Source organism: Methylobacterium sp. Leaf123 (genome assembly GCF_001423405.1).
GTDB lineage: Bacteria > Pseudomonadota > Alphaproteobacteria > Rhizobiales > Beijerinckiaceae > Methylobacterium.
Genome location: NZ_LMNS01000003.1, coordinates 51,489 through 64,415, shown reverse-complemented (window position 1 = coordinate 64,415; position 12,927 = coordinate 51,489). Strand labels below are relative to the sequence as shown.

Sequence of the window (12,927 nt, the reverse complement as noted above, 5' to 3'; positions counted from 1 at the left end):
ATCCGCCGAATGCCTTCACGGGGGCAATCGGTCTTAAACCTCCGGCTCGAACAAGGCCGCGGCCGCGGGCCCCCGCGGGAAGGTCAGGGGCATTCGGACCACGCCGCGGTGATAGGGGAAGCGGGCGCGCTGAAGCGGGTCCGGCCCGGTGAAGATCAGCCGCGGGCGGAACGAGACCGGGCTGACGCAGAGCAGGTAATTGCGCAGGTTGCGCTCGTCGGGCACGAACATCGCCGTTTCGAGATAGCGCCTCTCGTGCCGCACCCAAGCCGGGATGAACGGCAGCTGCCAGCGCCGGGCGAGGTGCTCGCCGACCCCGCCGAGGAAAGCATCGGGCCGCGCCTCTCCCAGAAAGCCCGGCTCCTCTGCGATCATCGCGACTTGGGCGGCCGTGTCGCCGTCATGCGCGTAGAAGGCGTCGAGGAAGTTCTGCAGGTGATGATCCCAATCACCGTCCTCGCGCGCCCGCTCGACCACCGCGTGCAGGCTCGCGGGCCTCATCGTGGACCATCCTGAAGCACGGACTGGAAGCGCAGGCTCGCCTCGTCCGGGGGCGTCTCGTCATAGACGGACACGTACAGGTCGTGCAGTGCGGCCGCGTCGAGGATGCCGAGATGGGCGGCAAGCTGCCGGGCATCCCGCAGGTCGCGGTCGCCGCGATCGAGGTTCTGCAGGGCGTGCAGCTTCATGGCGAGGAGGTAGCGCGGCGTGGCGAGGAAGGTGCGCAGCCCCGGCGTCCCGTCCGCCGGGTAGAGGCCGGCGGCCGTGAACAGCGCATCGTCCTCGTCCAGCGGCGTGAACATGCCGACCGCATTGTTGAGCCAGTCGGGCGGCAACCCGAGATCTTCCGCCACGCGCGCGACCGAGGGCGCCAGCGTCGCCTCGTCGAAGCCTTCGCGCACCACAGCATCGACGTCGTCGGTGCCGCGCCGCCACGCGAATTGCAGCATCAGCGCCCCGCCCCCGTAGACCGCAAGTTCGACGAACAGCCCCCGCGCGGACAGATCCGCGCCGAGTCGTTCGAGGGCCTGGAGGAGGCGGGTGCGATCGAAGGCCGGGGCCATGCGGACAGTGTAGCCGATGCCGCGGCCTTCGCGAAAAGCTACTCCGCGGCCGCGGCGAACACCGTCCCGGCCCGCGGCAGGTCCAGCGTATCCCAGGTTTCCACCAGCGCGGCCGTCAGCGCGCCGATCCGCTCGTCGTCATGGAAGGGCGAGGGCGTGATCCGCAAGCGCTCGGTGCCGCGCGGGACGGTGGGGTAGTTGATCGGCTGGATGTAGATGCCGTGGCGCTCCAGCAAGTGGTCGGCGGCCGCCTTGCACAGCTCGGCATCGCCCACCATCAGCGGCACGATATGGGTCTCGGTGTGCAGCACCGGCAGGCCGGCAGCTTCCAAGGCCGCCTTGGTGCGGGCGGCCTGGCGCTGATGCGCCTCGCGCTCGGTCTTCGAGCGCTTGAGATAGCGCACCGAGGCGCGCGCCGCCGCGGCGACGGCCGGCGGCAGGGCGGTGGTGAAGATGAAGCCGGCGGCATGGCTGCGAACCGCGTCGCATAGGGTCGCCGAGCCGGTGATGTAGCCGCCGACGCAGCCGAAGCCCTTGGCGAGCGTCCCCTCGATCACATCGACCCGGTGCATCACACGATCGCGCTCGGCGATGCCGGCCCCGCGCTCGCCGTAGAGGCCGACCGCGTGGACCTCGTCGAGATAGGTCATGGCGCCGTAGGCGTCGGCGAGGTCGCAGATCGCGGTGATCGGCGCCACGTCGCCGTCCATCGAGTAGACCGACTCGAAGGCGATCAGCTTGGGCCGGTCGCCGGCCTCGGCGAGCAGTTGCTCGAGATGTTCGAGGTCGTTGTGGCGGAAGACGCGCTTCTCGCAGCCGGAATGGCGCACGCCCTCGATCATCGAATTGTGGTTGAAGGCGTCCGACAGGATCAGGCAGTTCGGCAGCAGCTTCGCGATGGTCGAGATGCCGGCCTGATTCGAGACGTAGCCCGAAGTGAAGACGAGGCCCGCTTCCTTGCCGTGCAGGTCGGCGAGTTCGCGCTCCAGATCGACCAGCGGCGAGTTGTTGCCGGCGATGTTACGGGTGCCGCCGGCGCCGACGCCGCACCGGGCGGCCGTGTCGGTCAGGGCCGCGACGACCTCGGGATGCTGGCCCATGCCGAGATAGTCGTTGGAGCACCATACGGTGATCTCGCGGTTGCCGCCCTCGGGGCGGCGCCACGTGGCCTGCGGAAAGCGGCCGGAGATCCGCTCGATGTCGGCGAAGACGCGATAGCGGCGCTCGCTGTGCAGCCGGTCGAGGGCGGCGCGGAAATGGCCGTCGTAATCCGTGCGCGGCCCGGCGGGGCGCGCCGACGGTCGCTCGAATTTGGCCCGGCCATTGCTAGCACCGGCCTCGTCCACGCCGCCATCACCGCCGACGATCGACTCGTCGGGCAGGGTGGCGCTGTCGGCCGCGTTCACAGGCATCAGGTTCACGGGCATCCGTCCTCGACGCTTTCGGCTGGCCGGGCGTTCTTCTCGGGACGCCTCGGTTCAAAGAATTCGGGCTCGGGCCTTACCCCGGAGAGTGTGGCCGAACCGTTCGCGGCCGGGGCGGTGATCTCCCGAGGTTCAGCCCCCTGGGAGCGGCACGGCCTTCGCCGCGCGTCATCGTCCGACCGGCGGCTTTGCGCATTCCGTCCGGGACGAGTCCCTCGCTGGTGCCGCCGTGACCGCAAGATAGGAGGTAATTTCGAACTGGTTCAAGGTGAGTTCGAGACATTCCTGCTTTGCACAGGCGCGAAGGGCCCTCCGATCTTGCCGTTATCCGAGCGTGGATAGGGAAGGCTCGCCCTACGATGGTGTCTTGCGATGGTGTCCTGGCCCAATCTGACGCATCGCTCGCGAGCGCTAAAATCGGCTGATTCGCCGCGGAATCCGGCGGTGGGTGACGATGGGTCGCGGTGCGAAGCACGTCCGTCCGTGGCGGCCGATACGCTGGCGAAGGGGATAAATTCGGGATACGGCCTTTCCCGTGAAGGCCACGGCGCTCGCATCGGCGGCAAGCGCTCAGCCGGATGACATCGTTTCGGAATGCGAGATGGCGACCAAGGACGAGGAGCGCGCCGCCCGCCTCAAAGCGGCCCTGCGGGACAACCTGCGCCGCCGTAAGGCACAGGCCCGGAGCCGGGCCGACGACGCGCCAGAGCCCGCCAAGGCACCACCGGCCGAACCGGCCGAGAAGAGCGAGCTCCCGTCGTCCTAGCTGCCCCCGCGCCGCATCGTCGGAGCGATGCTTGGCGCGCGAAAGCGATGCTTGGCGCGCGAAATGGAACCGAACGGTCACGCTTCTTCTTTTTGCCGGATACCGCCTATACCTCCACCCTGAACACGGGGCGCCCGCGCGCCCGGCACGCAAGGCGACCTCCGCGATCGGAACGGGGGTGCTCCGAGGATCCCGATGGACCGCATCCACATCACCGGCGGCACGCCGCTCAACGGCACGATCCCGATTTCGGGCGCCAAGAACGCGGCGTTGCCGCTGATGATCGCGAGCCTTCTCACGGGGGAGACGCTGGAACTCATCAACGTGCCGCGGCTCGCCGACATCGCAGCGCTGACGCGCATCCTCGGCAATCACGGCGTCGATCACATGGTCGTCGGCAAGCGGCCGGGCCAGACCGCCGAGACCGGCCAGACCGTGCGGCTCACCGCGTCGAACGTCATCGACACCACCGCGCCCTACGAACTCGTCTCGACCATGCGGGCGAGCTTCTGGGTGATCGCGCCGCTGCTGGCCCGCTTCGGCGAGGCCAAGGTCTCGCTGCCCGGCGGCTGCGCCATCGGCACGCGGCCGGTCAACCTGCTGATCATGGCGCTGGAAAAGCTCGGCGCCGAGATCGAGATCGATGGCGGCTACGTGGTCGCGAAGACGAAGAACGGGCTGCGCGGCGCCGAGATCGCCTTCCCCAGCGTCACCGTCGGCGGCACCCATGTCGCCCTGATGGCGGCCGCCCTCGCCTACGGCACCACGGTGATCGACAACGCCGCCCGCGAGCCGGAAGTGGTCGATCTCGCAGAGTGCCTGATCAAGATGGGCGCGCGGATCGAGGGCGCCGGCACCTCCCGCATCGTCGTGGAAGGCGTGGCACGCCTCGGCGGCACCCGCCACGAGGTTCTGCCGGACCGGATCGAGACCGGCACCTACGCCATGGCGGTGGCGATGACCGGGGGCGACGTCTCCCTCGTCAACACCCGGACCGACCTGCTCGCCTCGGCGCTCGAGACGCTGGCCTCCACCGGCACCGAGGTCACGGCCCTGCCCGACGGCATCCGCGTGCGCCGCAACGGTGGCGGCATCAGCCCGGCGGACGTGACGACCGACCCGTTCCCCGGCTTCCCGACCGACCTCCAGGCGCAGTTCATGGCGCTGATGACGCTGGCCAAGGGCCAGTCGCGCATCCGCGAGACGATCTTCGAGAACCGCTTCATGCACGTGCAGGAGTTGGCCCGCCTCGGCGCGAAGATCCGCCTCGACGGCGATCTTGCCGTGGTCGAGGGCGTGGAGCGCCTGAAGGGCGCGCCCGTCATGGCCACCGACCTGCGCGCCTCGGTCTCGCTGGTGATCGGCGCCCTTGCCGCGGAAGGCGAGACGCAGATCAACCGCGTCTACCACCTCGACCGTGGCTTCGAGGCCCTGGAGGCCAAGCTCGCTCGCTGCGGCGCGCAGATCGAGCGCGTGCGGGCCTGACGGCGCCCGGCGCCGATTTTCCGCTCGGCTCCAAACGAAAACGGCCTGCACCGCGCGGTGCAGGCCGTTTTCGTTTGAACGATCCCCGGTGGGTCAGCGGGCGATGGCGCCGCGCTTCACGCCGAAGCCGGGAATATCGCAGGCGCAGGGCGCGTTCGGCGGCGCAAAACCCGTCGAGCAGCTGCCGCGGGCGGTGATGCAGACGCTGCCGCCGCGTCCGCCGCGGGGCGGCCCCCGGAAGCGCGGACCATCGTCGTCCTCATCGAAGCGGCGGCGACCGCGGCCGCTATCGTCGCCGTAGCGGCGTCGACCGTAGCCATCGTCATCATCGCGGGAGCGGCGGCTGTAGCCGTCTTCGTAGCGGCGCGGACCGTCATAGCCATCGCGATAATACTGGGCGCTCGCCGGGCTCGCCACGAACCCGAGGGCTAAAACGACCCCCAAGGCGCGCCCTATGGCCAGAACTCCGTTTTGCATCGTCCGCATCCCCTCCGGATGACTTGGAAAAGTCGCGCCGACCGTAGCTATGCGCTTCTGAACGCACGATGAGCCCAAAAGAACCGCACGCGCAGCGTCCCTGCTCCGACATGCCGCGGCCGGCACGGCACACGGTCCTGTGAAAGCAATCTTTCCGATGCCGAACCGGCCTCCCGCTTGCCGAAGGACGCTCCAACCCGTCCGGCTGCCGGTTGCCGCAGGCGGGTCGCGTCGCTACCTACGCCTCGAAATCCGCTCGCCGCGCGTTCGGTCGGGGAGCTCGGAGCGTCAATGATGGAGCTTCTCAAGCTCGCCGCCCTCGATGCCGAGGATCTTGCCGTCATCTCCGCCCACCTTCAGGACGCGATCCTGCGGGCGGAGGATCTCGCGTGGCTGCCGGGCGAGCACCGCTTCGCCCTGGCTGCGCGCCGTTTCGACTGGTCGGTGCCGGAGGGCCAGCCGCCCCGGCGGCGCCTCGCGGGCCTGCATTTCGAGCGGGTGCTCTCCGTGAAGACCAAGGGCATCACGCCGGGGGCGACCTCCGGCGATCCCTTGAGCCTGCTCGCGATCACCTTCGAGGAAACCGAGGCGCCCTCCGGTGTCGCCACCCTGGTCTTTTCCGGGGGGGCCGCGATCCGGCTCGAACTCGAATGCGTCGAGGTGCGTCTGAAGGATCTCGGCCCCGTCTGGGAGGCCGATGGCCGCCCCGACCACGAGGTCGTGCGCAACCTCGTCGAGAACCGCCCGTGACCCCCCTTCCCCGAACCGCCGATATCGCCCGATGATCCGTCTCGACAGCCGCTCTCCCGACTTCGCGGAGGCGTTCAAGCGCCTGCTCGGCCTCAAGCGCGAGATCTCCGAGGACGTGGACGAGACCGTGCGCGGCATCATCGCGGGGGTCGTCTCCGGCGGCGATGCGGCGCTCGTCGATTACACCCGCCGCTTCGACCGGCTCGGCCAGGATTTCTCGCCGGCCTCCCTGCGCATCACCGCCGAAGAGGTGGAGGCGGCGGTCGACGCTTGCCCGGCCGAGGCCCGGGCCGCCCTGGCTCTCGCCGCCGAGCGGATCGAGGCCTATCACCGCCGCCAGATCCCCGAGGATCACCTCTCCACCGACGATCTCGGCGTCACCGCCGGCTGGCGCTGGACCGCGATCGAATCGGTCGGGCTCTACGTGCCCGGCGGGACCGCGAGCTATCCCTCCTCGGTGCTGATGAACGCGGTGCCGGCCCGCGTCGCGGGCGTGCCGCGCATCGTCATGGTGGTGCCGACCCCCGAGGGACAGCTCAACCCGCTGGTGCTCGCCGCGGCGAAACTCTCCGGCGTCACCGAGATCTACCGGGTCGGCGGCGCGCAGGCGGTGGCCGCGCTCGCCTACGGCACCGAAACCATCGCACCGGTGGCCAAGATCGTCGGCCCCGGCAATGCCTGGGTCGCGGCGGCCAAGCGCCGGGTGTTCGGGCAGGTCGGCATCGACATGATCGCCGGCCCCTCCGAAGTGCTGATCCTGGCCGACCGCCACGCCAACCCCGATTGGGTCGCCGCCGACCTGCTGGCCCAGGCCGAGCACGACACCGCGGCGCAGGCCGTGCTCGTCACCGACTCGGACGAGCTGGCCGACGCGACCGAGGCCGCGGTCGAGCGCGCGCTCGCGACCCTGAAGCGGGCCGAGATCGCCCGCGCCAGTTGGCGCGACTATGGCGCGATTATCCGCGTCCGGAATTTCGACGAGGCGGTGCCGCTCGTGGACGCCATCGCGCCCGAACATCTCGAAATCGAGACCGAGGACGCCGACGCGTTGTCGCTCAAGATCCGGAATGCGGGGGCGATCTTCCTCGGCGCGCACACGCCCGAAGCCATCGGCGATTATGTCGGCGGCCCGAACCACGTGCTGCCGACCGCCCGCTCGGCGCGGTTCTCCTCGGGGCTCGGAGTGCTCGACTTCATGAAGCGCACCTCGATCCTGCGCTGCGATCCGGCCGCGCTCAGGGCGCTCGGGCCCGCCGCGATCGCTCTGGGCGAGTCCGAGGGTCTCGACGGGCATGCCCGCTCCGTATCGATCCGGCTCAACCTCTAGGTCTTCCGGTCGGCGGAGATCACGTTTCGGATCGATCGCCCGGAAAGCTTGCGTGCGGGCCCGGCTTTCGGCTCATGTGACGGAAACAGGGCGCCCGGATTCGGGTGCCGACGCGAGAAGGCGCCGGCGATGAAGGCCGAAGCGAAGCAGGGGGCGCAAGACGCGCAGGGCGAGGCACCGGCGAAGCCGCGAAATCGGCTCGCGGCGGTGCGTTTCGACGAGGGCTCGATCGGCCGGGGCAACCCCGACCAGGAGCACGAGCGCGCCATCGCGATCTACGACATCCTGGAGGAGAACTCCTTCACGATCCCCGAGCGCGACGAGGGCCCGTACGGGCTGGTCCTCGGCCTCGTCGAGAACAAGCTGTCATTCGCGATCGCGACGGAGACGGGCGAGCCGGTGATGACCCACCTGCTCTCGCTCACCCCCTTCCGCCGGGTCATCCGCGATTACGAGATGATCTGCGAGAGCTATTACAGCGCGATCCGCACCGCCTCGCCGACGCAGATCGAAGCCATCGACATGGGGCGGCGCGGCCTGCACAACGAAGCCTCCGAGCTGCTGAGGCAGCGCCTCGAAGGCAAGGTCGATCTTGACCATGACACGGCGCGGCGCCTGTTCACTCTGATCTTCGCCCTTCACTGGAAGGGCTGACGATCGCGGCGCTATCCTGGCAGAAGGGGGCTGCGCTCGGCAGAACGATCCGCTTTCGGGAAGCTTGGGGCGGATCTATATCAGCGTGTGCGCGAGCACCTCATGAAACGCCCGATCCGTGGTGCATCGGCGCAAGACGGCGTGGGCGTTTCGCGAGGGGTCACGGTGTTTGCAGCGTCTTTTCCGACAAGCCAACGCCCGTTCGGGACGATGCTCGCGCAGTGCTCCACCGGATTTCCGGTCGTTGACCGCTCTCCTCCGGGCCTGACGGCGCGGCGGGGGTTTCGTGGGAAGCACCCGGGCGGGGCATGACGGACGACACCATCCCCGGGACCGGGCCCAAGAAGCGGCGGGTTCAGTCCGTCCTGTTCATGTGCAACTTCAATGCGGTGCGCTCGCTGGCGGCGGAGGCGATCGCGCGCCATTACTTCGGCAAATCGACCTACGTGCAGTCCGCCGGCGTGCGCTCGGGCGAGCCGAGCGACCCGTTCATGGTCGCGGCGCTCGACGAGATCGGCATCGACGCCGCCCGCCACAAGCCGCGCACCATCGAGCAGCTCGAGGATTGGGAAGGGCTGAACTTCGACCTGATCATCACCCTCTCGCCGGAGGCGCACCACCGGGCGCTCGAACTGACCCACACCCTCGCGGCGGATGTCGAGTACTGGCCGACGCCGGACCCGACGCTGGTGCAGGAGGGCACCCGCGAGCAGCGCCTCGACGGCTACCGCGACGTGCGCGACGGGCTGACCTACCGGATCAAGTCCCGGCTGAAGGTGTGAGGGCCAGGGGCTTTGACAGGGCCCCAGACACGAAAACGCCGCCGATGACGGCGGCGTAAAAAGCAAAAGGGCTCCCCGAGCGGAGAGCCCCTTTTCGCTGGGATCAGGACGCGGCCGAGACCGGCCGCGCCTCGCGCGCCTCGGTGCCGCCGCCGCCCTTGCGCCGGAGGCTGACGAGCGCCGCCGCCGCGGCCACGGCCAGGATGGCGAGCTGGGTGCCGAGCGCCTCCCAACTGCCGTTGCTCAGGCCCCATTCCGAGACGAAGGCGGGCACGCCGTCCGTGGTGAAGGGGATCAGCGCCTGCTCCTGAAGCTCTTGGAAGGCCTGGCCGACCATCCGCAGACCCATGAAGAACAGGAAGGCCGAGGTCACCACGAACATCGGGCGCAACGGCAGGCGCAGCGCCAGCCACTGCATCGCCACGAACATCGCCACCAGCGCCAGGGTCGCGGCCGCGAGCCCGCCCAGCAGCGCGGCATCGAAGCCGTTGGCGGTCTTGGCCAGGGTGTGGACGAACAGGATCGTCTCGGCGCCCTCGCGGAACACCGCCAGGAAGGCGATGCCGGCGAGCGACAACACGGTGCCCGCGCCGAGTGCCCGTTCGGCAAGCCGGTTGAGATCCGCCTGCCACGCCTTCGGATCCTGGCGGAGGAACATCCAGCCGCTCATGTAGAACAGCAGCACCGCGGCCGCGAGCATCACGCCGGCCTCGAACAGGTCGCTGTGATTGCCGTCGTAGAAGGTCGCGAACACCCACGCCATGACGATGCTGGCGACGACGGCGGCGAGCGCGCCCATATAGACCGGCGCGATCCGCTCCGCTGCATTCGCGCGGCGAAGGAAGGCAGCAAGCGCCGCGATCACCAGCAGAGCTTCCAGTCCCTCACGGAACAGGATGATGAAAGCCTGCACGAACGTCGATCCGTCCGTCATCCGATTGCTCCCGTTTCGATCCGCGGAACGCGCGTCCCGGCGAATTGTCTGCCTCAACGGCGATGCAGCTCCTCGCAGCACCGCGAATACTTGTCACGATACAATGTTGTTCTGATGCAAAACGTAGTTTGGAAACGTTCCTAACAAGAAGAGCGGCCCGGTTTCGGACAACGAAGCCCGATGTTTCGCTTCGCGTGCCAGTACAACCCTTTGGCCCATTCTCGCAAGCATCGAACCGGGCGCACGGGATCGCGCCCCGTCGCCGCAGGCAACACCGCGGACAACGCAGGGAGGCGGAGACAAATTTTTGCCGTTTTCCGGAAGGTCGCGCGAAACCCTATGGCCACGTTGTGGATTGTTGATTCAATATGCGGCGGCGCCTGCACGGCGGGACACCGGCCGCCCCGACCGAACCGTTGAAGCGCGCCCCGAGCGGCGTGCGGGCAGGATATCATGAACGCGCACTCCACCGCCGCGGCCTTCCTTGGCCTCGCTCTGATCGGCTTGACCGCGACGCCGAGCCTCGCCGCACCGGGCACCGGCCGCAGCACCACCCAGGTCGCCGAGGCCGCGCAGGTCTCCCAGGCGGCCGTGACCTCGGAGAGCGACGAGGAGAGCGCCAACTGCAACAAGCAGCGCCGCCGCCTGTGGATCGAGGGTGAAGGCTGGATCGTCCGCCGCGTCACGATCTGCCGCTAACCACGGAACGACGGGCGCGAAAGCCCGTCTCAGCATTCTGCATCGGCTGGCGGGACGAGGGGGAGCGGAACGAGCATAGGGGCCGCCGATTTGGTTTCATGAATCGCGCATGTCTCGCCCATGCGCCACCGGAGAAGCCTAGCCCCATGCGCCCTGCCCTCGCCGCCGGTCTCGCCACCCTGTTCGCACTCGGCGCTGCCTCGGGCGCCGCTGCCGACCCTTACGTCTACGGGTATGGCGGTGGCGGATACCGCTTCGCCGGTCCGGTGATCGAGGGCGCCTATCTCGGCGCACCGTTCACGCGGCTTCCGAGCACGAGCCGTCTCGTGCCGCCGGCCTGGGGCTACGGCACCTACGGCATCCCCACCGCTGCCGGCATGCGCGACGCCCCCGCCGCGCGCCCGACCCTGACCGTGATCGAGCGGCCCGCCTCCGCCGGCCTGCGCCCGGCGCCTCGGCGACACGGTGCCCGCGTCCTCTCGAAGACTTCCAAGGGCACTTGGACCGATCCGGCGCCTCGTTCCGAGGTCGAGGAAAGCGGCGCCCAGGTGGTGTCGGTCCGGGTTCCGGCCCGTTCCCGGTAGTTCCGTCGCACGAGAGGCACGTCCCTTCTCAATGCGACACGCGGTCTAGACGGCCCCTTAACCTGTCTTGCGCACAATCTACGCCAGTCAGCGGGGGTGGTGCCGTGCACATTGTGATCGTGGATTCGAGCCGTGTCGTCCTGCGGATCGTGGCCGGCATGCTCGAACCGCGCGGGCATGTGGTGACCCAGTTCACGGATTCCGGTGAGGCGCTGACCTACATCACCGACAATCCGAAGGTGCGCGCTCTGATCACGAGCCTGGAAGTCCGGCCGTTGAGCGGACTGGAACTGTGCTGGTCGGCACGCCTTCTCTCCGAATCGAGCCGCCCGCTCTCGATCATCGCCATGTCCTCGGCTCGCAACGCCCGCAACCTCGCCGAGGCGCTCGACAGCGGCGCCGACGACTTCATCGACAAGCCGCCGGGCGCCGAGGAGTTGCAGGCGCGCATGCGGGCTGCCGAGCGCCTCACCACGCTCCAGAGCGACCTGATCCGGCTCGCCGAGACCGACTCGCTCACCGGCCTGCTCAACCGCCGCGCCTTCCTGCAGCGCACGCGGGAGGCGGCCCAGAAGGCCGGGTCGTTCGGGCATCTCTGCGCGATCATCCTCGATATCGACCATTTCAAGCGCATCAACGACGAGCACGGTCACGATGTCGGCGATGCGGCGATCAAGGCCGTGGCGGGGCTGATCGAGGCGGAGGGCGTTGCCGGGCGCCTGGGCGGGGAGGAGTTCGCGGTGATGCTCCCCGGACAGCGCCTCGCGGAGGCCGAGGCCGTCGCCTCGCGCCTACGTATCAAGACCTCGGACCTGCGCATCCGCTCGACCAAGGGTCCGGTGCGGCTCACCAGCAGCTTCGGCATCAGCGAATGGTCCGAGGGTGAGACCGTCGAGGGCCTTCTGAAGCGGGCCGACATCGCCCTGTACGAAGCCAAGACGACGGGCCGCAACCGCGTGGTCTCGGCGATGTCCGACCTCGTCCTCACCCGCACGGCGTAAGACATGCGCGGCCGGACCACCGCGGGAAGGTGGCCGGCCCCGCCCCGTCCCGAAGCGGGACGGTAAGCGCCGGGCGGCGCCCCGCGGGAACGTTTCGGGGCAATAAAGGCCCCTAAACCGCTGGAACGACTCTTGTTCTTCTCCCTCCGCACAAGCCGCACCGTTCTGCGGCGGGACGAGAGGGGAGCGGCATGAGTCAGGCCGTCAATCACACCGCCAACCATACGGCGAGCCGGGCTGTCGAGCTTCTGATCGTCGACGAGCCGTCGGGGCTCGACGCACGGATGCGCGCCGAGCTGGAACACGCCCCGTCCCTGCGGACCATCGGCGAGGACGATCTGGCCCGTGGCGGTCCGGTGCCGGCCGTGGCGCTGGTTCCGGTGGACGGGGCGCGGGCGGAAGCCGGCTGCGCGCGGATCGCCGCCTTGCGCGACGGGCGGCCCTGGCTGCGGGTGCTCGCGGTGTTCCGGACCCTCGACGCGCTGGCGATGAACCGCCTGATCGCCGCCGGCGCCGACGCCTTCGTCGGCTGCGGCACCCCGGCCGAAGAGGTCTGCGCCAGCGTGCTCGCCCTCGCGAAGGGGGCCGCGCCGTCGCCCGAGTCGTCGTCCGCCCGCCCCACCGCCGAGGATCCGGCCATCGGGCTCACCCCGCGCGAGGCGGAGGTTCTGCGCTTCCTCAGCGCCGGGTTCAGCAACAAGGAGGTCGCCCGGCGGCTCTCGCTGAGCGTCCGGACGGTCGAGACCCACCGGCTCAACCTGCGCCGCAAGACGCAGACCGGCCGCCTCAAGGATCTCGTCACCCTCGCCCGCCAGCTCGGCCTCGCCCCGGTGCTCGACACCGAGACGCCGCGCAGCTCCGCCCGCCACGCCCCCCACGCCGCCCGAGCCTGAAGGCCGGTCCGACCCGCTCGCATCGGGCCGGCTGATGCTTCGCCGGGACGATGCTCTCGCCCCTTCTTTCCGCGTCGTCGTTTTCCA

15 protein-coding genes are annotated in these 12,927 nt (G+C 69.4%); 10 read left to right on the top strand and 5 right to left on the bottom strand.

Features of this window, described 5'->3' with window-relative positions:
* Positions 1–33: 33 nt before the first annotated feature.
* From ASF53_RS04570 to hemA, 3 genes are read right to left on the bottom strand one after another with little or no spacing between them, the layout of a single operon-like run.
* Positions 34–501, bottom strand: coding sequence for a hypothetical protein (locus ASF53_RS04570; protein ID WP_056194554.1), 468 nt, complete (start codon positions 499–501; stop codon positions 34–36).
* On the bottom strand, positions 498–1,064 hold the full coding sequence (locus ASF53_RS04565; protein ID WP_056194551.1) for a hypothetical protein: 567 nt from the start codon (positions 1,062–1,064) through the stop codon (positions 498–500). Before ASF53_RS04565 ends, ASF53_RS04570 begins: the two co-directional genes overlap by 4 nt.
* Before the next feature lie 38 nt (positions 1,065–1,102).
* On the bottom strand, positions 1,103–2,491 hold the full coding sequence (hemA, locus tag ASF53_RS04560; protein ID WP_056194547.1) for a 5-aminolevulinate synthase: 1,389 nt from the start codon (positions 2,489–2,491) through the stop codon (positions 1,103–1,105).
* Positions 2,492–3,089: 598 nt separating this feature from the next.
* On the opposite strand from hemA, the gene ASF53_RS26235 reads away from it, so the two are divergent.
* Both ASF53_RS26235 and murA read left to right on the top strand, forming a co-directional pair.
* Entirely contained in the window at positions 3,090–3,254 is a 165-nt protein-coding gene (locus tag ASF53_RS26235) for a hypothetical protein (RefSeq protein ID WP_200943165.1), read from the top strand.
* Positions 3,255–3,449: 195 nt separating this feature from the next.
* Positions 3,450–4,739, top strand: coding sequence for a UDP-N-acetylglucosamine 1-carboxyvinyltransferase (gene murA, locus ASF53_RS04550; RefSeq protein ID WP_056194540.1), 1,290 nt, complete (start codon positions 3,450–3,452; stop codon positions 4,737–4,739).
* 93 nt (positions 4,740–4,832) lie between these two features.
* Here murA and ASF53_RS04545 read toward each other — a convergent pair whose 3' ends face one another.
* On the bottom strand, positions 4,833–5,216 hold the full coding sequence (locus ASF53_RS04545) for a hypothetical protein (protein WP_056194892.1): 384 nt from the start codon (positions 5,214–5,216) through the stop codon (positions 4,833–4,835).
* Positions 5,217–5,510: 294 nt separating this feature from the next.
* Here ASF53_RS04545 and ASF53_RS04540 point away from each other — a divergent pair, with 294 nt between their 5' ends.
* From ASF53_RS04540 to ASF53_RS04525, 4 genes are all read left to right on the top strand, one after another.
* On the top strand, positions 5,511–5,966 hold the full coding sequence (locus ASF53_RS04540; protein ID WP_056194536.1) for a DUF2948 family protein: 456 nt from the start codon (positions 5,511–5,513) through the stop codon (positions 5,964–5,966).
* A 31-nt stretch (positions 5,967–5,997) separates the two neighbouring features.
* A complete protein-coding gene (gene hisD / locus ASF53_RS04535) occupies positions 5,998–7,293 on the top strand; it encodes a histidinol dehydrogenase (protein ID WP_056194533.1) in 1,296 nt (431 codons plus the stop codon).
* 129 nt (positions 7,294–7,422) lie between these two features.
* The gene (locus ASF53_RS04530) at positions 7,423–7,947 is read left to right on the top strand and encodes a UPF0262 family protein (RefSeq protein ID WP_056194530.1); all 525 of its coding nucleotides are present in this window, start codon (positions 7,423–7,425) and stop codon (positions 7,945–7,947) included.
* Positions 7,948–8,255: 308 nt separating this feature from the next.
* A complete protein-coding gene (locus tag ASF53_RS04525) occupies positions 8,256–8,729 on the top strand; it encodes an arsenate-mycothiol transferase ArsC (RefSeq protein ID WP_056194527.1) in 474 nt (157 codons plus the stop codon).
* A 103-nt stretch (positions 8,730–8,832) separates the two neighbouring features.
* Here the strand turns inward: ASF53_RS04525 and ASF53_RS04520 are convergent, their stop codons facing one another.
* Positions 8,833–9,663, bottom strand: a complete 831-nt coding sequence (locus tag ASF53_RS04520) for an FTR1 family iron permease (RefSeq protein ID WP_056194524.1) — start codon at positions 9,661–9,663, stop codon at positions 8,833–8,835.
* A gap of 453 nt (positions 9,664–10,116) precedes the next feature.
* Between ASF53_RS04520 and ASF53_RS04515 the strand changes: the two genes are divergently transcribed.
* From ASF53_RS04515 to ASF53_RS04500, 4 genes are all read left to right on the top strand, one after another.
* Positions 10,117–10,362, top strand: coding sequence for a hypothetical protein (locus tag ASF53_RS04515; RefSeq protein ID WP_056194519.1), 246 nt, complete (start codon positions 10,117–10,119; stop codon positions 10,360–10,362).
* A gap of 146 nt (positions 10,363–10,508) precedes the next feature.
* Entirely contained in the window at positions 10,509–10,946 is a 438-nt protein-coding gene (locus tag ASF53_RS04510; protein WP_056194515.1) for a hypothetical protein, read from the top strand.
* 104 nt (positions 10,947–11,050) lie between these two features.
* Entirely contained in the window at positions 11,051–11,947 is an 897-nt protein-coding gene (locus ASF53_RS04505) for a GGDEF domain-containing response regulator (RefSeq protein WP_056194513.1), read from the top strand.
* A 191-nt stretch (positions 11,948–12,138) separates the two neighbouring features.
* A complete protein-coding gene (locus ASF53_RS04500) occupies positions 12,139–12,840 on the top strand; it encodes a LuxR C-terminal-related transcriptional regulator (RefSeq protein WP_056194511.1) in 702 nt (233 codons plus the stop codon).
* Positions 12,841–12,927: the final 87 nt, after the last annotated feature.

Coding starts and splice junctions, on each gene's coding strand:
- murA (WP_056194540.1), top strand. CDS start 3,450: ATGGACCGCATCCACATCACCGGCGGCACGCCGCTCAACGGCACGATC.
- ASF53_RS04520 (WP_056194524.1), bottom strand. CDS start 9,663: ATGACGGACGGATCGACGTTCGTGCAGGCTTTCATCATCCTGTTCCGT.
- ASF53_RS04545 (WP_056194892.1), bottom strand. CDS start 5,216: ATGCAAAACGGAGTTCTGGCCATAGGGCGCGCCTTGGGGGTCGTTTTA.
- ASF53_RS04530 (WP_056194530.1), top strand. CDS start 7,423: ATGAAGGCCGAAGCGAAGCAGGGGGCGCAAGACGCGCAGGGCGAGGCA.
- ASF53_RS04510 (WP_056194515.1), top strand. CDS start 10,509: ATGCGCCCTGCCCTCGCCGCCGGTCTCGCCACCCTGTTCGCACTCGGC.
- ASF53_RS04525 (WP_056194527.1), top strand. CDS start 8,256: ATGACGGACGACACCATCCCCGGGACCGGGCCCAAGAAGCGGCGGGTT.
- ASF53_RS04565 (WP_056194551.1), bottom strand. CDS start 1,064: ATGGCCCCGGCCTTCGATCGCACCCGCCTCCTCCAGGCCCTCGAACGA.
- ASF53_RS26235 (WP_200943165.1), top strand. CDS start 3,090: ATGGCGACCAAGGACGAGGAGCGCGCCGCCCGCCTCAAAGCGGCCCTG.
- ASF53_RS04500 (WP_056194511.1), top strand. CDS start 12,139: ATGAGTCAGGCCGTCAATCACACCGCCAACCATACGGCGAGCCGGGCT.
- ASF53_RS04570 (WP_056194554.1), bottom strand. CDS start 501: ATGAGGCCCGCGAGCCTGCACGCGGTGGTCGAGCGGGCGCGCGAGGAC.
- hisD (WP_056194533.1), top strand. CDS start 5,998: ATGATCCGTCTCGACAGCCGCTCTCCCGACTTCGCGGAGGCGTTCAAG.
- hemA (WP_056194547.1), bottom strand. CDS start 2,491: ATGCCCGTGAACCTGATGCCTGTGAACGCGGCCGACAGCGCCACCCTG.
- ASF53_RS04540 (WP_056194536.1), top strand. CDS start 5,511: ATGGAGCTTCTCAAGCTCGCCGCCCTCGATGCCGAGGATCTTGCCGTC.
- ASF53_RS04515 (WP_056194519.1), top strand. CDS start 10,117: ATGAACGCGCACTCCACCGCCGCGGCCTTCCTTGGCCTCGCTCTGATC.